General features: G+C 39.9%; 18 protein-coding genes. 11 read left to right on the top strand and 7 right to left on the bottom strand.

Annotation, left to right across the window (positions count from 1 at the left end; genetic code table 11):
• Positions 1-60 precede the first annotated feature (60 nt).
• Complete coding sequence (locus MTF67_RS09615) at positions 61-3,249, bottom strand: TonB-dependent receptor (RefSeq protein WP_248519390.1); 3,189 nt, start codon at positions 3,247-3,249, stop codon at positions 61-63.
• Positions 3,250-3,550: 301 nt separating this feature from the next.
• Positions 3,551-4,567 carry a LacI family DNA-binding transcriptional regulator gene (locus tag MTF67_RS09610; RefSeq protein ID WP_010557464.1) on the bottom strand — a complete coding sequence of 339 codons (1,017 nt, stop codon included), beginning with the start codon at positions 4,565-4,567 and terminating at the stop codon, positions 3,551-3,553.
• A gap of 290 nt (positions 4,568-4,857) precedes the next feature.
• Here MTF67_RS09610 and glk point away from each other — a divergent pair, with 290 nt between their 5' ends.
• The 5 genes from glk to gap all read left to right on the top strand — a co-directional run bounded on the left by glk (position 4,858) and on the right by gap (position 10,746).
• Positions 4,858-5,850, top strand: a complete 993-nt coding sequence (gene glk, locus MTF67_RS09605; protein WP_248519389.1) for a glucokinase — start codon at positions 4,858-4,860, stop codon at positions 5,848-5,850.
• A gap of 32 nt (positions 5,851-5,882) precedes the next feature.
• Positions 5,883-6,899: a LacI family DNA-binding transcriptional regulator gene (locus tag MTF67_RS09600; RefSeq protein ID WP_010557463.1), complete on the top strand. Its 1,017-nt coding sequence runs from the start codon at positions 5,883-5,885 to the stop codon at positions 6,897-6,899.
• A gap of 328 nt (positions 6,900-7,227) precedes the next feature.
• A complete protein-coding gene (gene edd / locus MTF67_RS09595) occupies positions 7,228-9,078 on the top strand; it encodes a phosphogluconate dehydratase (protein ID WP_039036878.1) in 1,851 nt (616 codons plus the stop codon).
• Positions 9,079-9,111: 33 nt separating this feature from the next.
• The gene (gene eda / locus MTF67_RS09590) at positions 9,112-9,732 is read left to right on the top strand and encodes a bifunctional 4-hydroxy-2-oxoglutarate aldolase/2-dehydro-3-deoxy-phosphogluconate aldolase (RefSeq protein WP_008131571.1); all 621 of its coding nucleotides are present in this window, start codon (positions 9,112-9,114) and stop codon (positions 9,730-9,732) included.
• 9 nt (positions 9,733-9,741) lie between these two features.
• Positions 9,742-10,746 (top strand): type I glyceraldehyde-3-phosphate dehydrogenase, encoded by a 1,005-nt coding sequence (gap, locus tag MTF67_RS09585; protein WP_039036880.1) that lies wholly within the window; start codon positions 9,742-9,744, stop codon positions 10,744-10,746.
• A gap of 66 nt (positions 10,747-10,812) precedes the next feature.
• On the opposite strand, the gene MTF67_RS09580 is transcribed toward gap, so the two are convergent.
• From MTF67_RS09580 to MTF67_RS09565, 4 genes are all read right to left on the bottom strand, one after another.
• The gene (locus MTF67_RS09580) at positions 10,813-12,108 is read right to left on the bottom strand and encodes a leucine-rich repeat-containing protein kinase family protein (RefSeq protein ID WP_248519388.1); all 1,296 of its coding nucleotides are present in this window, start codon (positions 12,106-12,108) and stop codon (positions 10,813-10,815) included.
• Positions 12,109-12,177: 69 nt separating this feature from the next.
• Positions 12,178-12,891, bottom strand: coding sequence for a YebC/PmpR family DNA-binding transcriptional regulator (locus MTF67_RS09575; protein WP_203987004.1), 714 nt, complete (start codon positions 12,889-12,891; stop codon positions 12,178-12,180).
• 203 nt (positions 12,892-13,094) lie between these two features.
• Positions 13,095-15,173 (bottom strand): M13 family metallopeptidase, encoded by a 2,079-nt coding sequence (locus MTF67_RS09570; RefSeq protein ID WP_248519387.1) that lies wholly within the window; start codon positions 15,171-15,173, stop codon positions 13,095-13,097.
• A 170-nt stretch (positions 15,174-15,343) separates the two neighbouring features.
• Complete coding sequence (locus MTF67_RS09565) at positions 15,344-17,122, bottom strand: ABC transporter ATP-binding protein/permease (RefSeq protein ID WP_248519386.1); 1,779 nt, start codon at positions 17,120-17,122, stop codon at positions 15,344-15,346.
• Positions 17,123-17,216: 94 nt separating this feature from the next.
• Between MTF67_RS09565 and MTF67_RS09560 the strand changes: the two genes are divergently transcribed.
• The 5 genes from MTF67_RS09560 (at position 17,217) to MTF67_RS09540 (ending at position 22,226) form a co-directional block, all read left to right on the top strand.
• Positions 17,217-17,678, top strand: coding sequence for a hypothetical protein (locus tag MTF67_RS09560; protein WP_248519385.1), 462 nt, complete (start codon positions 17,217-17,219; stop codon positions 17,676-17,678).
• Positions 17,679-17,789: 111 nt separating this feature from the next.
• Positions 17,790-19,628: a protein translocase subunit SecD gene (secD, locus tag MTF67_RS09555; protein ID WP_248519384.1), complete on the top strand. Its 1,839-nt coding sequence runs from the start codon at positions 17,790-17,792 to the stop codon at positions 19,626-19,628.
• Positions 19,621-20,553 carry a protein translocase subunit SecF gene (gene secF, locus MTF67_RS09550; protein WP_248519383.1) on the top strand — a complete coding sequence of 311 codons (933 nt, stop codon included), beginning with the start codon at positions 19,621-19,623 and terminating at the stop codon, positions 20,551-20,553. Before secD ends, secF begins: the two co-directional genes overlap by 8 nt.
• Positions 20,554-20,670: 117 nt before the next feature.
• The gene (locus MTF67_RS09545; protein ID WP_248519382.1) at positions 20,671-21,147 is read left to right on the top strand and encodes a GreA/GreB family elongation factor; all 477 of its coding nucleotides are present in this window, start codon (positions 20,671-20,673) and stop codon (positions 21,145-21,147) included.
• 260 nt (positions 21,148-21,407) lie between these two features.
• Positions 21,408-22,226: a DUF2971 domain-containing protein gene (locus MTF67_RS09540; protein WP_248519381.1), complete on the top strand. Its 819-nt coding sequence runs from the start codon at positions 21,408-21,410 to the stop codon at positions 22,224-22,226.
• A 150-nt stretch (positions 22,227-22,376) separates the two neighbouring features.
• Here MTF67_RS09540 and MTF67_RS09535 read toward each other — a convergent pair whose 3' ends face one another.
• A complete protein-coding gene (locus tag MTF67_RS09535; RefSeq protein ID WP_248519380.1) occupies positions 22,377-22,715 on the bottom strand; it encodes a zinc ribbon domain-containing protein YjdM in 339 nt (112 codons plus the stop codon).
• A gap of 317 nt (positions 22,716-23,032) precedes the next feature.
• Here MTF67_RS09535 and MTF67_RS09530 point away from each other — a divergent pair, with 317 nt between their 5' ends.
• Positions 23,033-24,427, top strand: a complete 1,395-nt coding sequence (locus tag MTF67_RS09530) for a RimK family protein (protein ID WP_248519379.1) — start codon at positions 23,033-23,035, stop codon at positions 24,425-24,427.
• Positions 24,428-24,430 lie beyond the last annotated feature (3 nt).

Below are 24,430 nucleotides of genomic sequence, written 5' to 3'. Positions count from 1 at the left end.
CAAAAAAAATGGCCTAAAATTTTAGGCCATTTGTATTGAAATTTACTTAGCCATTCTAAATTAGAATGATGCTGTAAAGCTGATGTAAGGGCTTCGACCAGAGGTATCGTAACCAACACCCAGTGGGATGTTAGTATTTGAGAAAGACCCACTCGGATCTACTTTTGGTGGCGCTTCATTAAATACGTTACGGACACCTAAGTTAACCTTGTATGCATCGTTAGACCATGTAAGACCAACGTTGTGCACAAAGTAGTCATCAGTGAAACCAACAGGGCGACACTTAAGTGCTTCACCATTAGCGTCAGTTAAACCACGACATCCTGCAGTACCTTCTTCAAACTCACCTAAATCATCTTCATCTTCACGACCTTTACCGATGAAACGAGTTTCCCAGTTAAATCTGAAATCAGAGTATTTCAGTTGTAAGCGAGCTGTACCACGCCATTCTGGTGAATCTGGTTCACCCATATTATCGTCAATTGTACCAAGCACATCGTATACTTGTTCAGTCATACGTGTTGCTTGAAGGTCTAGAGTAATACCTAAATTTTGCTCGGCTATAACAGTATCAGTTTCGAAATAAACGTTGTAGTCAAAACCTTTAGATGAGATTAAGCCAATATTGATAAAGCTAGCATCAACCAAGCTAATTTGACCATTAGCATTACGGTTTATTCTGTCACAGAATGCTTCATTACCGTCTGCAGAGTAACATTGTGCAATGCTGTATCCTGCACTTGGCTCTGCAATACTGTTGGTAACCTCAATATCAAAGCGCGTCAATGATAGAGTTAAATCAAACGCTTCACTGAATGGTTGTTCAAAGATAAAGCCGTATGTTTTTGCTACAGAGGTTTCAGGTTGAAGCTCTGTAGTACCACCAGTTTCTATTTCAGCACTATATCCTGCAGTGTAAACCGTTGTTCCGTCTTGACCTAAGCCAAGTGAAGTAGGATCAACCCCAGATGCTTGACAAGCGTTCAATACCGCAGCATCACGAGTTTCTTCAGCTGCATTATATGTCGCTGCAGCGCCTGGATTTAATGGATCAATATCACGTGCATCTTCAGGTACAACACATGGATCTGCAACTGTATTAAAACCAGAGGTACCATTTAAGAAACGTTCACGTAAATTTGGTGCTCTGTATGAAGTACCTTTCGTAGCACGAAGTGTGAACCAATCTACAGGTCGATAAATGGTTTTGATACTGTACGTAGATTCAGCATCGTAAAAAGACTCTTCAGAAACACGACCAGAGGCCGTAAACGTTAATTCTTCTGCACCTTTAAGACCTTTAAGTAAAGGGAATTCAACTTCAGTAAATACCTCTTTTAGATTTCGTGCACCATCTGCTCCTTGGTCAGAGAAGTAACCCCAAAGCAAGCCTTGAGCTGCTGCAGCATTCGGGTTTGATTCAATTTCGTCACGTCGATATTCAACACCAACAATACCAGCTACAGTTTCATCGTTCCATGGTAATGCAAAGAAATCACCGCCCATGAACGCATTGAATACGAATTGGTTTACCTTAGTCTCTATATCACGGTCAATGAACAAGTACGCCGCTTCTTCAGGTGAAAGCGTTCCGCCACCTTCTTGATATATACTATCAGCAAATAAATTTACAGGAACACAGCCATCAGAACCTGTACCACAAGTAACAGTGCCGTCATCATTGAGTACAGATGTTTCTAGAGAGTAAAGTAATCGTTCTTCATCAATACCCACACGGTGATCATCACCTTTAGATGCGCTGTAAGATACGGATGCATCATAGTACCAGTTGTTTAAACCGACATTCTCAAACATCCCTAAGTTACCCGTTACACCTGAGACTAAGCGATATTGAGAAACTTCAACATCAGTACGGTCACGATCTCCACGAATATTTATAATAGGGCGAACTGTTTCAGGGCCTCCAGGACCTACACCTAAAACGCCAAAACAATCAATGCCATTTGTTCCACAAGGGTTGTATGGGTTTGTTTCTGGTACATACTCAAAAATTTGTGCGCCTGGGCTAAAAATTGGTGATTTACGACTTGCGTATAAACCTTCGTAATAAAATGTAGTATCGTTATCATCTTGAAAGTTATATTCACCGTTTAGCATTAACGAGATGCGTTCATTTTTACTTCTGTAATCACCGCTTTTGTAATAATCAGATTGTTGGAATGCATATAGTGGGTTTTGGAAGTCAACATCACGGAAACCATCACCATCACCATCAACAAATACACCATCATTAATGCCATCGCCATCAAAATCACCCGCTACCCAAGATGGAAAAAATCCTTCAAGGCTTGCAGGAACAGTTGATTCACTAAAATTAGGTATCCCTGTATTCGTAAAATTAGGTGTGTAGTAAACACTTCCAAAAAACGAAGGAACACTAATGCGATTCGTTAAAGGAAATATGTCACAAGAGTCTTCACCACTTGCAACTGGACCATAGCCACTATTGCGCGTAACAATGCTTCCATCTTCTGCTTCCCAAATACGCTCTTCACAGCCTTTAACAAAAGGGTTACCAGATAGAGATTGAGATTTTTGCTCAGAGTACTCAACACCGACTGTTATAAAACCATTGTCCATGGTTTTACCCCACATACCAGATAGTACAGTTTCTTCTCCGCCTTCACCTTTAGGCTGACGGTACGATGCGTCGAAAATGAATCCTTCAACATCTTTTTTCAATATTACGTTAGCTACACCGGCTACCGCATCAGAACCATAAACAGTTGATGCACCGTCAAACAAGTTTTCAACTCGTTCAACCATAACACCTGGTATTAAGTTAAGATCTGGAGAAGTTGGTGCACCACCAACGCCAGCAGGAGCCATTCTTCGGCCATTAATTAGTACAAGAGTACGCTCTGCACCTAAACCACGAAACCCGATTGTTGCAGCGCCCGGACCGTTATCTAATACAAAACCACCAAATGTATTATCTATTTGTGTACCTGCAGCTTGGCTTGTGGATTGCAGCATAGAGCCTGCGTCAAACAACCCCATTTCGCGTGATAAATCGCCATTGATAATTTGAATTGGGGACGCATTAGAAAATTCTGCTTTTCGTATACGAGAGCCGGTAACAACAATTCTCTCAGGACCTTCTTCTTCTAATTCTACGTCTACGTCTGCGTTTAACTCTTCCTGCGCCAATACATTGGGGGCAAGTGCTACAGAGCCTAACAATAAAGAGTACCTTACTGCATTTGATAGAGCTTTGGTTTTGAACATATTAAAATCCCTGTGATATTTTTTTTATAATGTTTAACAACTTATATATAAAAAGATAGATAAGTCACAATAAATTTACATCATGATGCGTGTTAAGTAAATCGGTCCAATTCAAAAAACATTGCATTTCAACAGGTATAATGATTAAGAATGATAATTGGTGCACGTGAAAGTGCTGGGGTAAATGTAAGATATTGTTTTTGATAGTTAAATTATTATGTTGATTTGGCTTGAAATTTGTAAACAAATGTAAACCAGGGAGGTGTTACATTTGTTTAAATTTCATGACTTTTCTTAATATTTAACTCGATCCGCGAGCAATTAGCACAGGGGGTAAAAGGGTGCTTTGCACATCTTCTTCTCTGATTAGTTTGAGTAAATTTTCAACGAGCATTTGCCCTGCAAGAGTTGTATTCTGCTCTATGGTTGTCAGTGGTGGGTTTACAAAACTGGCTATAGCTATGTTATCAAACCCGACTACAGCGACATCTTTAGGGACATTAATGTTTGCTTCTTTGAGTGCTCTGATAGCACCAATTGCAATTAAGTCGCTTGCTGCAAACAACGCATTAAATTTAATATTATTGGCAATGAGCGAGCGAGTTGCATGATAGCCAGATTCTTCCGTTGAAATAGCGTTAGCCATTTTACGTTCATTTATTGCGATATTGTTAGCTTCTAGCTCGTCCTTAAAACCCTGAAAGCGCGCAAAAAATTCCGGACTGTGGTCAGAAGCATCGCCAATAAATGCACAATCTTGTCTGTTGTGAGCTATAAAATGAGCCGCAGCTTGTTTACCACCACCGTAATTGTCACAGCACACGGTTAAATCAGGTCTGTTATCTACCGTTGCCCCCCAACATACAAATTTAGTGTTTTGCTCAAGCAGTGTTTTAAATTTGGGCTGAAAATCAATGTAATCGCCATAACCAAGCAAAATAATGCCATCGGCTCTGTGACTATCTTCGTAATCGGCTTGCCAATCTGCACTGGCTGATTGAAACGATACTAATAAATCGTAGCCTTCTTTTGCACACGCGCGTGTAATACTGCCGAGCATAGATAAAAAGAACGGGTTAATTTGTGATTCGTCTGAGGTAGGGTCTTCAAATAATAAAAGTGCGAGTGTGCTGCTTTGTTGCGTGCGCAAGTTGCTTGCGTTTTTGTCGACCTTGTAATTAAGTTTTTTTGCAATGTCATGAACACGTTTACGTGTTTCTTCGTTAACAAGCGGGCTATTTCGTAAAGCGCGAGATACAGTTGATTGAGATACCCCTGCATAGTGGGCAATATCAAATGATGTAGCTTTACCTTTCATTATCACAACTTAGTTAAGTAATACACAATAGTGCCATTTTCGTTTATTAATTAAATATTTCAAGCTTTTTGTGTTTAATGTAAATTATTTATTGATTTGACTGTGACACCGGTGTCATAATATTTGTGTTTTATCATTTTGTTGTCAAAACGAATTGGCTGTTTGTAATTGCTACAGGCAGCATTTTTTCTCTGATAGCCGCTTTAGGGTGATAGCCTAAAGCAATTACACCAATGGTTTACTATTGTAGAACAAAAAGCACTGATTGCTTAAACAAAAGAGATAACACCATGAGCCTAAACTCTTCTACCCAATTTGATCCTATTTTAGTTGCCGATGTTGGTGGCACTAATGCTCGTTTTGCTTTAATTACATCGTTTGATGATACAACAAATCAATTTGCAATTGAGCATAATAATACGTTTCCTAGTGCTAATTTTGGCTCACTTGAAAAAGCACTCGAGCATTACTTATCAACCGTACCACATATTGTACCAAAACGCGCATGTTTGGCAGTTGCTGGCCCTATAAAAGCAGGGCAAGTACATTTAACAAATTTAGGATGGCACTTTAGTGTTAACGATTTTAAGACTCATTTTGAGTTAAAAGAGCTTGATGTTATTAATGATTTTGCTGCTTTTGCTTACGCTGCACCTTACTTAAGCCCATCTCAAAATGTTGTTATAAAAGCAGGTCAAGCTGATGACAATGCAAATATTGGTGTAATGGGGCCCGGAACTGGCTTTGGTGCGGCTTGTTTAGTCAGAACATCTCACTCTACTTCTGTTTTAAGTTCGGAAGGTGGGCACATATCGCTTGCTGCGGTAACAGAGCTTGATGCCTTGTTAATTCAAGAACTAAAAAAAGAGCATCAACACGTGTCTGTCGAAACCGTTTTTTCAGGCCCTGGTATTACCCATCTATATAAAGCAATGGCTGCAGTTAAAGGGCAATCGCCTAAAAATCTTGATGCTGCACAAATTAGCAGCTTAGCAAATAGTGGCGAATGTGATGTGTGCGATGCAACCCTGAATCAATTTTGTGATTGGATTGGCAGCGTAGCAGGCGATTTATCACTAGCTTATGGCGCATTGGGTGGCCTATTTATAGGTGGTGGAATATTACCGCGTATGCAAGCTCGATTACTTGAAAGCCGTTTTGTTGAACGCTTTTCGCAAAAAGGGATTATGTCGCAATACACAGGGCAAATACCTGTTACATTAGTGACACAAGACAACATACCATTAATTGGCGCAGCGGCGTGTTTGCACAACGCCAATTAGTTTTTTGTTGATTGCATGTGGAAAATAGAGTGATGAAGAAAGTAACAATCAACAGCGTAGCAAGTCATGCTGGCGTATCTAAAAAGACAGTATCGCGGGTTCTAAATAACGAGCCCAACGTGAGTGCAGCCACTCGCGAAAAAGTACTCGCTGTGTTTAAAGAGTTGGATTACACGCCAAACCCTATAGCGCGTGGGTTAGCACAAAATCGAAGTTTTATTATTGGTTGTTTGTACGACAACCCAAGTAAAAGCTACATAACCCGTGTTCAAACAGGGGCTCTAGCCGCTTGCCAAGAAAACAATTACAACTTGCTAATTCACCCATGTGAATGCAGAGGTGAGGCTTTAATTAGCAACGTTGAGCAGTTACTTCAAACATCCCGTTTAGATGGTATTGTACTTACGCCACCTTTTGGTGATTTTCCTGAGCTGGTTGAGTTTTTAACAGCTAAAAAAATCCCGTTTGCGAGAGTAGCGTCCGCAATTTTACAAGATGAGTCTATTTCTGTTCGTAGTAACGATGAGCAGGGCGCATTTGAAATTACAGAACATTTAATCAGCCTTGGTCACAAGTCAATTGCATTTATTAAAGGTCACCCCGATCACAGTGCAACACAGCAGCGCTTTAAAGGCTACAGGCGTGCATTAGCCGATCATAATATTGAGTTTGACGAGCGATTAGTTGAAGAGGGTAACTTTAGTTACCACTCGGGTGTAGACAGCGCCCGCAGTATTTTAGACTTGTCGCCACGGCCTACGGCTGTATTTGCATCGAACGATTACATGGCAGCTGCAGTACTTAAACTTGCAACACAAAGGCAATTGCGTGTACCTGACGACATATCTATAGCTGGTTTTGATAATGCACCTATTGCACGCCACATATGGCCAGGGTTAACAACCATAGCCCAACCAGTAGAAGAGATGACAAAGCTTGCCGTTACTCAATTAATTAATCACATTACAGAGCCTCAAGAACAGCCTTTTCAAATTACGCTTGAATCGCGTTTAATAACGCGTGAATCAACAGCTCGCGTAAACCAATAAAATACTTTTTCACAGTAGCCTGAATAAGAGTGACGCTTATTCAGGCTTTTTTTTGCCCGTAGCTTGATAAAAGTCTGTATGTACACAAGAATTTAAGTGTTCATTAATTGGTCATGATAAAAAGTTAAATTAATTTTAGCGGTCAGGGTTGACACCGGTGTCATAGCTATGAGTTAATACAGTGACACCGGTGTCAGGTTTGTTGTGAGAGGCTCCCTGATATCGTACCTTTGAACGGGTCAATCAAAGATGCTCAGTACAGTTATTTACGTGGAGTCTGTAATTGCTACTGAGCCTTTATCCTCTAACTAATAGAGATGAGTTAATTATGTTACATCCTCGAATTCAAGAAGTTACCCAACGCGTTATTGAACGCAGTAAACAAACCCGTCAAGATTATTTAGATCGTATTTCGCATGCAAAAAAACAAACAAGAGTTCGTGCGGGATTAGGCTGTGGCAACATTGCTCATGTAATGGCAGCTTGTAGCAGCGACGATAAAGCGCGCTTAAAAGCAGATGAAGTGCCAAACTTAGCTATTATCAATTCATACAACGACATGCTATCTGCGCATGTACCTTACAAAGATTACCCAGACGTAATCAAAAGCATTGCAACTAAGTTTGACGCAACCGCTCAGGTAGCGGGTGGCGTTCCTGCAATGTGTGATGGTGTTACGCAAGGGCGTGACGGCATGGAATTATCGCTTTTTTCTCGTGATGTGATTGCAATGTCTACCGCTGTTTCACTATCACATGATGTGTTTGATGGCGTTTTTTGTTTAGGCGTATGTGACAAAATTGTCCCAGGTTTATTAATTGGCGCATTATCATTTGGCCATTTACCTGTGTTCTTTTTACCTGCGGGTCCAATGCAGTCGGGTATCCCAAATAAAGAAAAAGCACGTATTCGCCAAAAGTTTGCACAAGGCCTAGTTAGCCGCGAAGATTTATTAGAAGCTGAAAGTGCATCTTACCACAGCGCGGGTACTTGTACGTTTTACGGTACTGCAAACTCTAACCAAATGTTAATGGAAATAATGGGCTTACACCTTCCTGGTAGCTCGTTTATTAACCCGTATACAGAGCTTCGTGATGGATTAACGGGTAATGCTGTAGAAACCATGCTTAAGCAGCTTACAGATGATAAAGAAAGCCCATGTTTAGCAGAGGTAATTAGCGAAAAAACCATTATTAATGGTTTAGTAGGCTTGTTATCTACAGGTGGCTCTACTAACCATGCCATTCATATCGTAGCAATTGCAAAGGCTGCTGGTATCCAAGTTACGTGGAAAGACATGTCTGATTTGTCAGAAGTTGTTCCACTTCTTACCCGTATTTACCCTAACGGCTCTGCGGATGTAAATCATTTTCAAGCAGCCGGCGGCATGGGCTTCTTAATGCGCGAACTAGCAAGCGCAGGCTACTTACATACAGACGTTAAGACAATGCTTGGCGATGGTCTTGCGCCATATATGACAGAGCCGCGTTTAGATAAAGACGAAAGCCTGATCATGAGCGATTCAAATGGTCCAAGCAAAGTGAAATGGGTTGATTGTCCTGCTAATTCACTTGATGAAGAAGTGCTTCGTCCTGTAAGTAATCCATTTAGCAAACAAGGTGGCTTACAACTACTTACTGGTAACTTAGGTAAAGCGGTTATTAAAGTGTCTGCTGTAGCTGAGGAGCATCAAGTCGTTACTGCACCTGCTAAAGTTTTCAACTCGCAAGGAGCATTACAAGACGCGTATACCCGCGGCGAGTTAAATCAAGACTTTATAGCTGTGCTTAAAGAGCAGGGCCCTAAAGCGAAAGGTATGCCAGAGCTTCATAAATTAACGCCAGTAATGGCAACCCTTCAAGACCAAGGTTTTAAAGTTGCTATTGTAACTGACGGTCGTATGTCGGGTGCATCAGGTAAAGTACCAGCTGCAATTCACCTAGCACCAGAAGCCGTTGAAGGTGGCATAATTGCAAAAATTCAAGAAGGCGACTTAGTTACTTTAGATGCCCCTAACGGAATTTTAAAAGTACATGTTAGCGACGACGAGCTTGCAAAACGTGAGCTTGAAATTAGCCAGCCAAGCTTAACATTTGGTACGGGACGTGAGTTATTTACTGGATTTAGAAATATCGTAAGCAGTGCCGATTTAGGCGCGAGTGCTTTTGGACTTGAATAATAATTAGCCGTACTGGGTAATGAGGAACAAGTAATGAGTATTGAAAAAATCTTAGCATCGGCACCCGTTGTGCCAGTGGTTGTAATCGAAAAATTAGAAGATGCTGCACCACTTGCTAGAGCGTTATACAACGGTGGCTTAAAAGCACTTGAAATTACACTGCGTACGCCAATTGCAGCAGAAGCTGTAAAGTTGATGAAAGCTGAAGTGCCAGAAGCTTTTGTTGGTACGGGAACTGTAGTTGATAAAGCAAGCTTTGAAGCATCAGTGGCTGCAGGTGCAGATTTCATGGTTAGCCCAGGTGTGAGTACTGAGTTATTAGCACTTGCAAAAGAGTCAGACATTCCATTTTTACCTGGTGCTGCAACTGCGAGCGAAGTAATGCAGTTAGCAAGCCATGGTTTTAAGTATTTAAAATTCTTCCCTGCTGAAGCTGCAGGCGGAACGGCAATGCTTAAGTCTATAGGCGGACCATTACCACATATTACTTTTTGCCCAACAGGTGGTATTAGCCTAGCAACTGCACCTAACTATTTAGCACTTAACAATGTCATTTGTGTTGGTGGTACATGGATGCTAGACAAACAACTAATTGAAAATAAAGACTGGCAAGCCATTGAAGCGCTTGCTCGCCAAGCAAGTGAACTTAAATAGGAGTCTCAAATGATTAATGTAGCAATTAACGGTTATGGTCGTATCGGTCGCAATGTATTACGTGCGCTTTATGAGTCAGCACAAAACAGTGAAATTAAAATTGTAGCAATTAACGATTTAGCACCGGCTAATGTAAATGCACATTTAACACAGTTTGACTCAGTTCATGGTCAATTTTCTAAAAAAGTAACACTTGCAGATAACACCATGCTGATTGGTGATGACGTAATTACACTTACTCAAGAGCGTGACCCTGCAAACCTACCGTGGAAAGAGCTAAACGTAGATATCGTTTTAGAATGTACGGGCTTTTTCACTAAGCGTGAAGACGCGGCTAAGCACATTACAGCTGGCGCTAAAAAAGTTATTGTATCTGCTCCTGGTAAAGATTTAGATGCAACAGTAGTTCACGGCGTTAACAGCGATGTTATTAATGCTGATAGCAACATTATCTCTAACGCATCTTGTACGACTAACTGTTTAGCACCTATTGCAAAAGCAATTAACGACACAGTAGGTATTGAGCAAGGTAGCATGACTACAATTCATGCTTACACAAACGATCAAAACTTATCTGACGTTTACCACCCAGATCTATACCGTGCGCGTAGTGCAACACAATCTATGATCCCAACTAAAACAGGTGCTGCTGCAGCTGTTGGCTTAGTACTTCCAGAGCTTGCGGGTAAATTAGACGGTATGTCGGTACGTGTACCTACTATTAATGTTTCTTTAGTTGATTTTACGTTTATTACTAAGCGCGAAACAACTGCTGAAGAAATTAACGAAGTAATGAAAGCCGCAGCAACAGGTTCAATGAAAGAAATTTTAGAGTACAACGAGCTTCCGCTTGTTTCTATTGATTTTAATCACAACCCTGCGTCATCAATTTTTGATGCAACGCAAACTAAAGCTGATGGCAAACTAGTTAAAGTAATGGCTTGGTACGATAACGAGTGGGGTTTCTCAAACCGCATGTTAGACCAAGTTAAAGCATTAGGTCAGTACTTATAATTGACCCTGTAAAAGTTTAGCTTTATCCAACCAAGCCTGCATTATGCAGGCTTTTTTTTGCTTAATTTATACCAATTCGTTTAATAAGGTGCTTAATGCTTTAAAGCTAGGGCGCGATGCAATAACGCTGTTGGTAGAACGCGTTGCTATATCGGACATTTTACCAAACAATTCGTCTTGCTTAACTGCTGCGCTAACAGTACTTAGTAAATCCTCTATTAAACAACCAAAAGCGCGGACTTCTATTAATTGTATTTGCTGTTGCTGATATTCGCTAAGCATAGCTAAATTTGTAGCTGCTCCAAAATCGCCAAATAAAACGTCATAGTGTTCATTTATCATGGTGTTATGGGCGTAAATATCGCCGTGGCTTACCTTATTCGTATGAAGGTGAGTAAGCGTATTTGCCATTTGTTTTGCTATTTTATAAACAGCTTCAATAGAGTAGTTGCAACCGTCATTAAACGTATCGCGTGTACATGTTTCTAAACTTGGTGGTAAGCCTAAATTAGTATAATTGGTATCTATTAACTCCATTACTAAGCCAAGTTGTTCACTTTGCTCTATGTAGCTTAATACCTTTATTAAGTTTGCATGATTAGCAGCTTGTAGGCAGCAATTCACCTCATCAAGTGGGTAACCATCGCTGGTGATCGCGCCTTTAAAAAGTTTCACTGCAACATTATTACGTTCTGCTTTTGCAAGATGAATAACACCCGATGCGCCTTGGCCTATTACTTTTTTAAGCTGAAATTTTTCAAGTGGGGTATTTTTCAACGTACTTTTAGTTAAGCACTGCGCTTTATTAAAGTTGTTACCTGCAAAAGCAAGCCAAGCAAGTTTTGGTAATTCTAGTAGCCAGTCATCGAGTTTTATTAGGTTGTTTGCAGAGAGCCTAACAAGCTCTAAATTAGTACAGTTAGCCATGCTTGCTGGTAAATTTTTCAGGTTATTACCCGCAAGTGCAAGCTTTTTAAGTTGGGTGTAATTACCAAAGTCGTCAGGTAATTCGTGTAAGTTATTATCGGTGAGAATAAGCCACTCAATATTTTTTGGCAGGCTGTTTGGTGCAAACTCCGATATTTGGTTGCCTTTAAACGCAACCATAATTAAAGCAGGGCATTTAGCCAATACTGTGGGTATATGTTTAAATTGATTAAACGACAAAAACACACGCTTAAGGCGATACAAACACGCAAACTCGTCTGGTAAATCACTTAAATTATTATTAGAAAGATCAAGTACTTCAAGTGTATCGGCAAGCTTAAAAATGTCTGTTGGAAACTCAGATAATTGATCAACCAGCTGTAAGTGCTTTGCACCGGCTAACTTACCAGTCTTTAGCTCTGAAAGGGTATTCATTAATTTATAAAGCCCTGTAAATAAAAAAGCCAACATGGCTGCTGGCTTTAATTAACATGTAGATGAGGTTTAGAATTGCGCGTTATGATAAACGTTTTGTACGTCGTCACAATCTTCTAACATAGCTAAAAAGCGCTCCATTACTTCAACATCTTCACCTTCAATTGGCGCTTCTACTTGTGGTACAAACGCAATTAAGTCTTCGTCAAATTCAGAAATGCCCATTTCTTCTAATGCAGTACGTGTGTTGTTGTATTCAGTATGAGGTGCGAATACGGTTACTTTACCGTTATCAACTTCTACATCGGTTACATCAACGTCAGCCATCATAAGCGCTTCAAGAACAGCTTCATCATCGTCGCCATCAAAAACAAAAATAGCTAAGTGATCAAATAAATGTGACACCGAGTTTTGTGCGCCAATTTTAGCATTTGCTTTTGTAAAACAAACGCGTACGTCTGCAAATGTACGTTTGTTGTTATCGGTTAAACAATCAACAATAATCATACAGTTACCAGGGCCGTAACCTTCGTAACGTGTTGCTGCGTAGTCTTCACCGCCGCCGCCTTTTGCTTTTTCAATTGCGCGTTCAATTACGTGTGCTGGTACTTGGTCTTTTTTTGCACGTTCAATTAAACGGCGTAATGATAGATTACCATCTGTATCTACACCGCCATTTTTAGCACAAATATAAATTTCTTTACCGTACTTAGAGTAAACTTTAGTTTTAGCACCCGCAGTTTTAGCCATTGAATCTTTTTTGTTTTGGTAAGCTCTTCCCATCTGCGTTTCGCCTTAATTTTATAAATAACTGAAAAAATAATAGACCGTATTCTAAAGGTAAATGGCATTAAGGGCTAGTACGGAATGGGGAACATTAATAGTTAAAAAGCTAAAATAACCATTTGAATAAAAGAATATGCTTAAAACTAAACAGCCCGCTGTTACGGGCTGTTTAGTATTTGTTTACATACGTATTAGTGTAATTACCAAATACGAACGCGTTCTTCTTCTGGTAAATACAAGGCATCACCAGGTTTTACGTCAAATGCTTTGTACCAAGCATCGTGGTTACGCGGTGCTTGTGCTCTAAAGCGACCCGGTGCATGTGTGCCACCGCGTAGTTGATTTAACATACTTTGCTCAGTACGTTTTTCTTTCCATACTTGTGCCCAAGCTAAAAAGAAACGTTGATCGCCGGTTACACCGTCTATAACAGGCGCCTCTTTACCATTTAGGCTTAGTTTGTATGCGTGGTAAGCCATGGCTAAACCACCCACATCACCAATATTTTCGCCTAGGCTATTACGCCCATTTACAAAGTTACCTTCAATAGGTTCGTATTTACTGTACTGTGCGGCAAGTTGGTCTGCTTTTGCATCAAATGCAGCACGGTCTTCGTCTGTCCACCAGTTACGTTGAATACCGTTAGCATCAGATTTTGAACCCTGATCATCAAATCCATGACCCATTTCGTGGCCAATTACAGCACCAATGCCGCCGTAGTTAACCGCTGGATCGGCATTTGGATCAAAAAACGGAGGTTGCAATATAGCGGCTGGAAACACAATTTCGTTAAACGAGCTATTGTAGTATGCATTTACACGTTGTGGTGTCATGCCCCAACGGTTACGGTCAGTTTTTTGTAGTTCTTTTTCTACGCTTTTAGCGCGGAAAAATTCACGCATGTTTTTAACGTTACCTACTAAATCGTTTTGGCTAATAGTTAAACCATCGTAAGACTGCCATACATCTGGGTAACCAATTTTTGGAACAAATGCTGCTAACTTAGCACGTGCGTTTACCTTAGTTTCAGCGCCCATCCAATCAAGATTATCAATTCGCTCACCTAATGCTGAACGCAGGTTTTCAACCAGTTCAGACATTTGTTGTTTAGATGATTCAGGAAAGTATTGGTCAACGTAAATTTTACCAATAGCAAAGCCTAGCGAGCTTGTGCCCGACATTGTGTTAATTGCACGTTTCCAGCGAGGGCGTGGTTCTTGCTGGCCGTTTAGTTCTTTGCCATAAAATGCAAAACGTGTATTAAAAATATCTTCAGAAAGTAAACCTGCATTACCGCTAATTGCATGGTAGGTTAAGTAGTCTTTCCAAACCGCTAAATCTTCATTATTGATAAGCTCAATCATGGCTTTAACCGGTTCAGGCTGAGATACATTAAGTTGAGGAACTTTGTATCCCGTTTGCTCAAAATATACATCCCAGTTAAAAGCAGGGTATGTAGCTGCTAAATCTTCACGTTTAATTTGATTTAACGAAAGGTCGCGATTACGTCGTTTTTCGCGCGGCCAATGGCCTTGTGCTATTTTAGTTTCAAGCTCTAGTATGGCTTTTGCGCGTTCTGTTGTGTTATCAACATTGGCAAATTTTAGCATGTCGGCAATATGAGCCACGTAAGCTTCACGGGTTTTAACAAAACGCTCAGCATCTTCTAAATAGTAAGAACGGTCTGGTAAACCTAAGCCACCAGCGCCTAACGACATTTCGTATTTATTTGGGTCTAAACGGTTAAACCACATACCACCACCAATAGGAGTACGAAGGCCCGATAACCACGATTGCCCAAATACATAGGCTAAGTCGTCGGTAGATTCCATATTACTAATTTGATTTAACAGCGGTTGAATAGGTTTAACACCAAGTTCATTAAGTGTGTCGGTATCCATGTACGAATTATAAAAATCAGCAACCAATTGCTCTTCAGCGTTTAGTTCTTTACGTGCTGCAATGTCTTCAATAATTTTTTTAACACGGTCTTCACTACGTTCTGCTAAAGCCGAAAACGCACCATAACGCGTTTTGTCTGCTGGCATATTGTAGTTGTCGTACCACGTGCCACTGGCGTACATGAAAAAGTCATCACCAGGTTTAACGGCTTCGTTACGCGCTGATAAATCAACACCAAAGCTACCTAATTCAGCTTTATTGCTAACAACTGTATTTTCTGTGCTTGCAGTTTGAACTTGACTGCTTGTAGTTTGTGGCTCTGAACAGCCTGTTATAAAAGTGGCAGCTAAAGCCGCTGCAATTAAACTCTTTTTCATCGTTTATCCCCCTGGATAATGAATTTGTTAATTTTTGTTATAAAAATATCATTTTGATTGTTATGTATAAAAGACAGGCACACAATTCTTTTGAGGTGAATCACAGCCTGACCCGATAAAACCAATAAACAACGTAAGCAACAAGCTATCAACATAAATTAATAAACAGGTTAATCTTGTTGTTGTAATGCCCACATATGTGCGTATTCACCGCCTAAGGCCAGCAATTCGTTATGTTGCCCTTGTTCGACAATTTGGCCTGACTTAAGCACAATAATAGTGTGGGCATCGGTAATGGTTGATAGCCTATGGGCAATCACAATACTGGAGTGCTCGCTGGCTACTTCATGCATTGCCTTTAATATTGCTTGCTCAGCCTGAGAGTCGAGTGCCGACGTTGCCTCGTCAAATATTAAAATTGGGGATTGTTTTAAAATAGCGCGTGCTATTGCAATACGCTGTTTTTCGCCGCCTGATACTTTTAGACCTCGTTCACCCACTCGCGTTTTATCGCCATCAGCTAACGTATTAATGAAATCTTTTAAATGAGCCATTTCAATGGCTTTATCAATATCACTATCGCTTGCAGAAGGGCGACCATAGGCAATGTTTTCACGAATTGTTGTGTTAAATAAAACGGTATCTTGAGGAACAATAGCAATAGCTTTACGAAGGCTATCAAGCGTGACCGAGTTAATAGCTTGATTATCAATAGTAATGCTGCCCGATGTTACATCATAAAAACGATAGAGCAGGCGCGCTAGTGAACTTTTGCCAGCACCACTTGCGCCCACAATAGCTACCTTGCTACCTGCTTTCACTTTAAAGCTAATGTTATCTAGAATAGGCCGGTTAGCGTTGTAGCTAAAACTCACATTATTAAAGGCAATTTCCCCATTTTTAACATTAAGGGTATTTGCATTTGGAGCATTAGTGACTTGTGGTTTTTTATTGAGTAAGCCCAGCATGTTTTCTAAATCGGTAAGAGCACGGCGGATTTCACGGTAAACAAATCCTAAAAAGTTAAGCGGTAAAAATAATTGGATCATATACGCGTTTATCATTACTAATTCACCAATGCTTAGTGACCCTGTTACTACCTCGCTTGAACCTAACCACATTAACGCAGTGATGGCACTGGCAATAATTAATGCTTGCCCTGAATTAAGCGCAAGCAAAGACATCCTATTTTTTAAACGCGCGGTTTCCCAATTAGCTAAAAATGAATCATATGTTTTGGCTTCAAACTGCTCATTATTAAAATATTTTACAGTTTCATAATTAAGTAAGCTGTCTATTGCGCGTGTGTTACTGAGGTTATCAGCTGCGTTTGATTCACGAATAAAACGATTACGCCACTGTGTCACCGTGACTGTAAAAAATATATATACGCCAACAGCAAGAAGTGTAATTAACGCAAACCAAATAGAAAATAGCGACCCAAAAATAATAGCAACGGTGAGAATTTCAAAAAGGGTAGGCACAATGTTAAACATTAAAAAGCGCATTAAAAAGCTGAGTCCACTGGTACCACGTTCTATGTCACGGCTTATACCACCAGTTTGCCTGTCTAAGTGAAATGCAAGTTCAAGCGAGTGTAAATGCTTAAATACTTTTAGGCCAATATTGCGCATGGCATGTTCGGTTACCCGTGAAAAAACAGCGTCTCTTACTTCACCTAAAAACACACTAGCGAAACGCAAACCGCCGTACATTATTAATAATAGAGCGGGAATGACCAACACTGGGTTTATTGATTTATCAACCGAGTCGATAATTTCTTTTAACGCCCAAGGCATTAAAAGCGTGGCGCCTTTAGCACCAATAAGCGCTAAAAGCGCAATAAATACGCGCCCTTTAAACTGTGTAATGTAAGGCCACAACGTTTTAACGCTTTGTTTTAAATTCATGGCGTCTGCACGTTTTTCAACGTTTTGTCTGGAGCGCATTATTTTTCTCGATTAAATACTTAATTGTTAAGCATTGTATTTTAAATACTTGCCCTAATATACTAGGCATCTCTTATTTTAGTTTGATTTAAGTATGTTTAAATTTCGTGTTTTTATAACTGCTTTTTTGCTACTAGCTGCACTGTTTAGTGTGCAGAGCAATGCTGTGCAGGTAACACAAAATTTAAATCCAGCTGTCAGTTCACACATTTTATTTACAGATGCTATTGATATAACTAAAACAAAGACTACTAAAAAGTTTGCAGACGCACCTGCTCATAAAAAAACACAACGTACCGATTTTGACTCACATCAGCCAAGGCTTACAGCAAGTAATGCGTCACTTTTTTTGCACACAGTTCAAAGTGAGCCCGAATACGATGTTGTTTTTGAGTTTTTTGCGCAGCATCTTGTTAGGCAAATATTTTTACGCCCTCAAGCAGTAAACGTTATTCAGCCTTGGTATACGTTTGTGCACAATAGTAAAAAGTCCCGTTTAAGCGGCTGGAAAGATGCTAATTTACTCTACAAAGCAGTAACTACCTACCACGCTTAATTTTCCTTATTTAATTTTTATTAGGTTTTAACGTTTTTCGTTTAAGCCTTGAGATTAATTGTGCTTTTAAAAAGTACGTTGCCAGTAATTTACTGGCAATAAGGAAAAAACATGTTAAGTGTAAAAAAAGATCAAAAGCCATTTATGGCTAAATTTAAATTAAGCTATGTAGCCATGCTTATTGTGCTGATTTTATTAGCTATTAGCGCATTACCCAACTTATACCCTAATAAATCGTGGTTGCATGTAAGCTACGCGCCACATAGCGAAACTAAAGTCGTGCCAAGCACTCAAGCATTAGTTACTTTTTTAAATAACCAAGGCTTAAAAGTCGAGCAAGGCCTTGATAAGCAATCCACTATAAATATTTTATTAAACGAGCCAACTAAAAGCGCCCAAGCGCAGGCAGCCATAAAGGCGCAGTACCCAAACACGCAAGTTAAAATTGTAGAGCATGCAACAAGCCCACCATGGTTACAAAATTTTAGTTTATCGCCAATAAAATTGGGACTAGATTTAAACGGCGGCGTGCTATTTGTACTCGACGTAGATTTAGATAAAGCAATTGATGAGCAATTAGCCAGTGCTTATCAACAAGCCAAATCAATTATTATTAAGCAAAAAGCGCACGGCCTTAAAGTGCTGCAAACAGGGCACGGCTTTGAAATTAACGCGCTGCCTAATGCGGTGCAAAAACTTAACCCAGTGATAGATGAGCTTCAAAGTCGCTTTGCTAATTTAGCGGTTACAACAACCAATAACGGCAATTTTAAAAACGCCAAATTTAGTTACTCAGAGCAAGGGCGCAGCAACTTTAATAAAGAAGTAATGAGCCAAACACTTACTACGCTTCGCTCGCGCATTGAAGAATTAGGTATTACCGAGGCTGTAACACAGCGGCAAGGCACACAGCGTATACGCATAGAGCTGCCTGGCGTGCAAGACCCAACAGAGGCAAAGCGCATTATAGGCGCGACTGCTTCACTTGGGTTTTATCAGTTAAAAGAAATTGGTGGGCAAACATTTAATATGCAATCGGGTGGCACCATAAACCTTGATCCTGTGCCTATTTTTACCGGTGAGCATATTAATAACGCCAATATAGGGCGCGATGATTGGGGTAAGCCACTTGTGCAACTTAGCCTAGATGGGCAAGGCGGCGATGCCATGTCGGCTTTTTCAAAAGCTAATATTGGTAAGCCTATGGCCACGGTTTACTCTGAGTACTCTCAAAACGCAAGCGGTGAAACCGTTAAAAAAAGTGAAGTTATAAACGTGGCTAATATTGCGCAGCATTTAAGTTCACGTTTTAGCATTACCAATATGAAAAGCCAACAAGCAGCGGCCGATTTAGCCCTGTTATTACGAGCAGGTTCGCTGACTGCGCCGGTAACTATAGTGCACGAGCAAACAATAGGGCCAAGCCTAGGTCAAGAAAATATAACTAACGGCTTGGCCGCATTGATACTGGGCATGGGTATTACACTTGCCTTTATGGCAATGTGGTATCGCCGCTTAGGGCTTATTGCAAATGTAGCGTTGTTATTAAATTTAACGTCGCTTGTAGGGCTAATGTCTTTATTACCAGGGGTTGTGTTAACACTTCCGGGCATTTCCGGGCTGGTTCTTACCATTGGTATGGCGGTAGATACCAACGTTATTATATTTGAGCGAATAAAAGAAGAGCGAAGAAAAGGCCGCTCTGCTTATCAAGCTATTCAAGAAGGTTACAAGCAAGCCGCTAACACCATTTTTGATGCCAATATAACCACCATGATCACCGCGCTTATATTATATGGAATAGGTTACGGCCCGGTTAAAGGCTTTGCCATAACATTGGCACTTGGCTTAATAACCTCGGTATTTACTGGCGTGTACGTATCAAAAGTACTAAGCCAAACGGTATATTTAAAAATGGCTAAAAAAGCAGGAGTAAATGCACATGCTTAACACTTTTTTAAAGGGCGAGGCGGGCACTCGTCTTCGTTTTTATGGCATGCTTTTGAGCGCCATACTTGTACTGCTATCGGTATTTACGCTTAGTCAAAAAGGGCTTAATTTTGGACTCGACTTTACCGGTGGTTACCTAACAGAATTTACCACCAGCCAAGGTGTTGAACTAAAAGAGCTTCAATCATTTATTACTAAAAATCACAATGGCGAGTTTGAACTAACCGCACAAGGTAATAATCACTTTCAGCTACGCGAAGCGCCTAGCGATTCAACAGCAAATAGTAATGATTGGCAATCTGCCATTACTCAAAACGCTGATATAAACGCTGAGGTTTTATCATCAGCGTATATTGGCTCACAAGTAGGTGATGAACTGTTTGAACAAGGTTGTTTAGCACTATTTTCAGCTATGGTTGCAGTAATGCTTTATTTAGCGGTGCGGTTTGAATGGCGTTTAGCCGTAGGCTCAGTGGTTGCGCTAGTGCATGATTTACTACTCGTACTGGGGCTATTTTCGCTATTAAGTATTGAGTTTAATTTAACCGTACTTGCCAGTTTGCTGGCCATTATAGGTTATTCACTTAACGACTCTATAATAGTAGGCGATAGAGTACGCGAGCTTTTACGTGTTAAATCTAATAATGCGCTTAGCCCGGCAAGTATTATTAACAACGCCATAAAAAGTACCTTAACACGTACGCTTATTACATCGGGCACCACGCTTGCTACAGTTGCAAGTGTTTGGCTCCTCGCGGGCGCGCCATTACAAGGCTTTGCCATCGCGCTATTTACCGGCATTGTAGTAGGTACGTTCTCATCTATTTGTATTGCCGCCACGTTACCCGAACTATTAGGGTTAAGTGCTAAAAATTACGAAGAAAAACAAGATGCAGAAACGCAAGCGTTGCTCGATATGCCCTAGCAATAAATGCTTTTAAAATCAGCATTAAAATACAGGCGCTTAAAATAATGGTTTTAAGTGCCTTATAACGGTAAAATTAACCACATAGTTTACAGCATTGGTTTTTAGCGCTCCCTCATGAACAAAGCCCACGTAATTGAACACCTTAAATTTGCACTCGAAGCACAATTAAACAGTGCAAAACAAGCAGCAAAAGCCGCGCACGACGCCGCCACTCACGAAGAAAGCGTTGCAGAAACGCAGTACGATACCCTAGGACTCGAGGCCGCTTATTTAGCACAAGGCCAAGCCGAGCGTGTAAACGATTGCTACAAAAGCATTAAACAATTTGAAGCCATTTTTAAAGAGTCCACTCACAAAAAAGTGATTATAAGTTCACTCGTTTGCTTAGAATATGAAAGCGCCTTACAAAAATGGTTTTATTTAGGCCCAGCCGCAGGCGGGTTAACGGTTGAAGTAAAAGGGCAAACTATTCAAGTTATTACACCCGAAGCCCCACTGGGTAAACAGCTTTTAGGCAAACAACTTGATGATGAAGTAAGTTTAACTATTGTAGGCAAAAACCATGAATATGAGGTGGTAGAGATTTTATAAAGCATTAGTTTTATATATAGGTTGGAGAAGCGAAGTGCCATCCGACAAAGGTAATTTTGTCTCATAACATTATTAAAAGTCGTTTTGGTTTAAAACAGCAAGGCCCATTTAATTACATGGGTAACCATATGTTTACAATGAAGTTATTTATTGTGATTATTAAACTACTTAATATTACGCTTTAGGTAATAGCTACCATAGTTGTGTTCAAGCTGTTATGTATATTAGCAATATTTGCCACAATTAATTTGGAGATATTTTTGTCTTTATTTAAATTCAGAGAAGTGAATACTAATAATCTTTCTGCTTTAGCTAATAATCAGCTCTGGTTCTCAAGCTTAAATGATTTTAATGATCCTTTTGAAGGCGCCCATATTAAAGATCATCATATAAGTGTTGTTGAACTTACAAACTTTGAATGCAAAATCAAAGATAAAGTTGGTGTTGAAGAATATAATAAAATTCTCTCAAAGTTAGAGTTGGTCGATGGGAATTACACTGAAACAGAGCTTTTTCAAAAAATTGCAGAGCATGATTTGGATAAATTTATAAGTATTGTTCATAATTCCAAAGTCATTTGTTTCTCAATGGAAGATGAAACTAAAAATCCTCTGACAAATAACCTAATGTGGTCACATTATGCCAATGGACTTAGAGGGTTCTGTTTAGTTTTTAATGGCGATGAATTATTAAAAGACCTTTATAAGTCAACAAAGGAGTCTATGAGACCTATTGTTGTTGAGTATAAAGATAAACCCAATATACTAAAATTAAATGAGTTTATACATTCCGAAGGTCTTTATAGTAATTCAGATACCAATTTCGTTCAAAAAGTCACAGAAACAATAGCCACTAAATCAACTGATTGGGAATATGAAAAAGAATTTAGAGTCATGTCATTGAACCAAGAATCTTTTCACAATTACTCACCTAGTTCATTAAAAGAAATAGTAATTGGTGACAAAATGCCTGAAGCGGAAAGGAATTTACTTCTAAAAATTGTGTCTGGGCTTTGTAAAAATATATTAATTAAAACGGCTCGCTTGCAAAACAACAGCTATAAAATCGAAATTGTTTAGTATCAAAATATTCATATTCGGGTCGCCGGAGTGCTCTAACCTACAGCCCCCAGATCTCCCAACCTAATTATCAACACGACAAACTACTGCCTTTGTTTATAAATCTATTGTCGGTTGGCATGGCTTGGCCATTTATCCGACGTACTTGTACTAGTTAGCCTTTTTCACAAACTTCGCTGTTACCATCATTTCGCCAATACCATCTACTTTGCAATCTAGCTCGTGATCTTTTTTATCAAGCACACGCCTAACAATCGCTTTGGTGCCAATTTTAATAACTTGTGAGCTGCCTTTAATTTTTAAGTCTTTGGCTACGGTTACTTTATCGCCATCAGAAAGTAAGGTGCCGTTGGCATCTTTAACTGAAATTGCGTCTTCATCGTTTGTACTATTTGGGTTCCATTCATAGGCACATTCAGGGCAAATAAGCAGTTGCTGGTCTTCGTAAACATATTCAGATTGGCACTGTGGGCAGGCAGGGTGTGACATTTATAACGCTCATTTAATATTAATTTTGCGTATTTTAATCTGCATTAATAGGAAAATATAGTTAATCAATATTTTTTATCTTCACGCTAAAAATATCTCGTTTGTGTGGTTTTTAAAAAGGGCATATAAAGCAGATGTCGCTTAAGCAATTTAAGCGCTAACACTTACAGTAGGTATTTGTTAAAGCACCCATCGTATTAAGTGATACGCGCAATGCCCACTTAGTACGCTGGGTGTTTCTATTTAAAGTGCGATAATTTAAAGATCGCACGCATTTATATTTGGCTTACTACCGATTGGTATAACTAGGAAAAGTCGTGTTTAAAACCTTAATAGTGGTTGATAACAATGAGCAAACACTTGCTCAATCTTTCGAAAATGTGATTACGTTTAATAGTTACTTGCGTGATTACCCAAAACATAATGAACCTAAAACCCGCATTATTAATTTATGCGACTCAAGCCAATACTTGAGTAAGGGTTACTATTGCTCATTGCTTGCAGAGGCTCGTAAGCACCAAGTATTACCAAGTGTAAAAACAATAAACGCGCTTCGAGGCGGCCACGCACCTATGTTAAATGTGGCTCAAATTGATGGCGAAATTTACTTTGGTAATGCGCTAAACGAATTACAAAGTAAAGCGGCTAAATCGGTATTTAAACAATACCCAGCGCCTATTTTATTTGTAGATGAGCAAGGTTTGTTACAGCAAGGTTCGCTAAGCTCTTTAAACGAGGAGCAATATAGCAATTTTGTAGCAAAACTAAATACGTTTACCCAAACACAGTGGCGCATTGGAAATGTGCAGCGCCGTTTTAGATGGGATATGGCAATACTGGTTGATCATAACGAAAAAGTACCACCGAGTGATAAAGATGCCATTGCCCGTTTTATAAAAGCAGCTGCTAAACATGGTATTAATGCGCAAGCATTAAGCTTTGATGAAATAGACAATATTGCCCAGTTTGATGCGTTATTTATTCGCCAAACTACAGCAATTGACCACCCAACGTATCGCCTTGCAAGCAAAGCGCAAAGCCTTGGTTTAGTGGTTATTGACGATGCTGAATCTATTTTACGTTGTTGTAATAAAGTGTATTTACACGATGCGTTTAATTATCAAAAAGTGCCGAGCTTAAAAACGGTGGTAGTGGCCGATCAAGCAGCGCAAACGCTTGAGCAGCTAGAAGAGGCGTTTACCTATCCTCTGGTTTTAAAAATGCCTGAAGGGTCGTTTTCAAAAGGGGTGTTTAAAGTTGCAAACCGCAGTGAGCTTGAAACTAAGCTAACCGAGCTGTTTGAATATAGCGCATTGGTACTTGCACAAGAATACATGTACACAGAATACGATTGGCGAGTAGGTGTATTAAATGGCCGCGCTATTTATGCGTGCCGCTACTTAATGGCGCGCAACCATTGGCAAATTTATAATCACGACGCTAAACGGTTTTTCTCGGGTGGCTTTGAAACGCTACCTACCTTTGAGTTACCAAAAGCCGTGTTAGATGCCGCTTTAAAAGCATGTAAAACTGTGGGCAAAGGCTTATATGGCGTAGATGTTAAAGAACATCAAGGCAAAGCATATGTGCTTGAAGTAAATGACAATCCAAGTATTGATCACAAAGTAGAGGACGGATATTTGGGCGACGAGCTATACATGATCATTATGGATGAATTTAAACAACGCCTAGAAGCGCGAGGCCGTGGCTAATAA

It is taken from the genome of Pseudoalteromonas sp. 2CM32C (assembly GCF_023161925.1).
Classification (GTDB): Bacteria; Pseudomonadota; Gammaproteobacteria; order Enterobacterales; family Alteromonadaceae; genus Pseudoalteromonas; species Pseudoalteromonas marina.
This window is presented reverse-complemented; position numbering and strand designations above follow the sequence as displayed.

Bases quoted from the DNA above. Each gene is read 5' to 3' on its own strand.
- secF (WP_248519383.1), top strand. From the start codon at position 19,621: ATGCTTAACACTTTTTTAAAGGGCGAGGCGGGCACTCGTCTTCGTTTT.
- MTF67_RS09615 (WP_248519390.1), bottom strand. From the start codon at position 3,249: ATGTTCAAAACCAAAGCTCTATCAAATGCAGTAAGGTACTCTTTATTG.
- MTF67_RS09560 (WP_248519385.1), top strand. From the start codon at position 17,217: ATGTTTAAATTTCGTGTTTTTATAACTGCTTTTTTGCTACTAGCTGCA.
- eda (WP_008131571.1), top strand. From the start codon at position 9,112: ATGAGTATTGAAAAAATCTTAGCATCGGCACCCGTTGTGCCAGTGGTT.
- MTF67_RS09580 (WP_248519388.1), bottom strand. From the start codon at position 12,108: ATGAATACCCTTTCAGAGCTAAAGACTGGTAAGTTAGCCGGTGCAAAG.
- MTF67_RS09610 (WP_010557464.1), bottom strand. From the start codon at position 4,567: ATGAAAGGTAAAGCTACATCATTTGATATTGCCCACTATGCAGGGGTA.
- MTF67_RS09545 (WP_248519382.1), top strand. From the start codon at position 20,671: ATGAACAAAGCCCACGTAATTGAACACCTTAAATTTGCACTCGAAGCA.
- MTF67_RS09535 (WP_248519380.1), bottom strand. From the start codon at position 22,715: ATGTCACACCCTGCCTGCCCACAGTGCCAATCTGAATATGTTTACGAA.
- MTF67_RS09600 (WP_010557463.1), top strand. From the start codon at position 5,883: ATGAAGAAAGTAACAATCAACAGCGTAGCAAGTCATGCTGGCGTATCT.
- MTF67_RS09570 (WP_248519387.1), bottom strand. From the start codon at position 15,173: ATGAAAAAGAGTTTAATTGCAGCGGCTTTAGCTGCCACTTTTATAACA.
- secD (WP_248519384.1), top strand. From the start codon at position 17,790: ATGTTAAGTGTAAAAAAAGATCAAAAGCCATTTATGGCTAAATTTAAA.
- glk (WP_248519389.1), top strand. From the start codon at position 4,858: ATGAGCCTAAACTCTTCTACCCAATTTGATCCTATTTTAGTTGCCGAT.
- gap (WP_039036880.1), top strand. From the start codon at position 9,742: ATGATTAATGTAGCAATTAACGGTTATGGTCGTATCGGTCGCAATGTA.
- MTF67_RS09565 (WP_248519386.1), bottom strand. From the start codon at position 17,122: ATGCGCTCCAGACAAAACGTTGAAAAACGTGCAGACGCCATGAATTTA.
- edd (WP_039036878.1), top strand. From the start codon at position 7,228: ATGTTACATCCTCGAATTCAAGAAGTTACCCAACGCGTTATTGAACGC.
- MTF67_RS09575 (WP_203987004.1), bottom strand. From the start codon at position 12,891: ATGGGAAGAGCTTACCAAAACAAAAAAGATTCAATGGCTAAAACTGCG.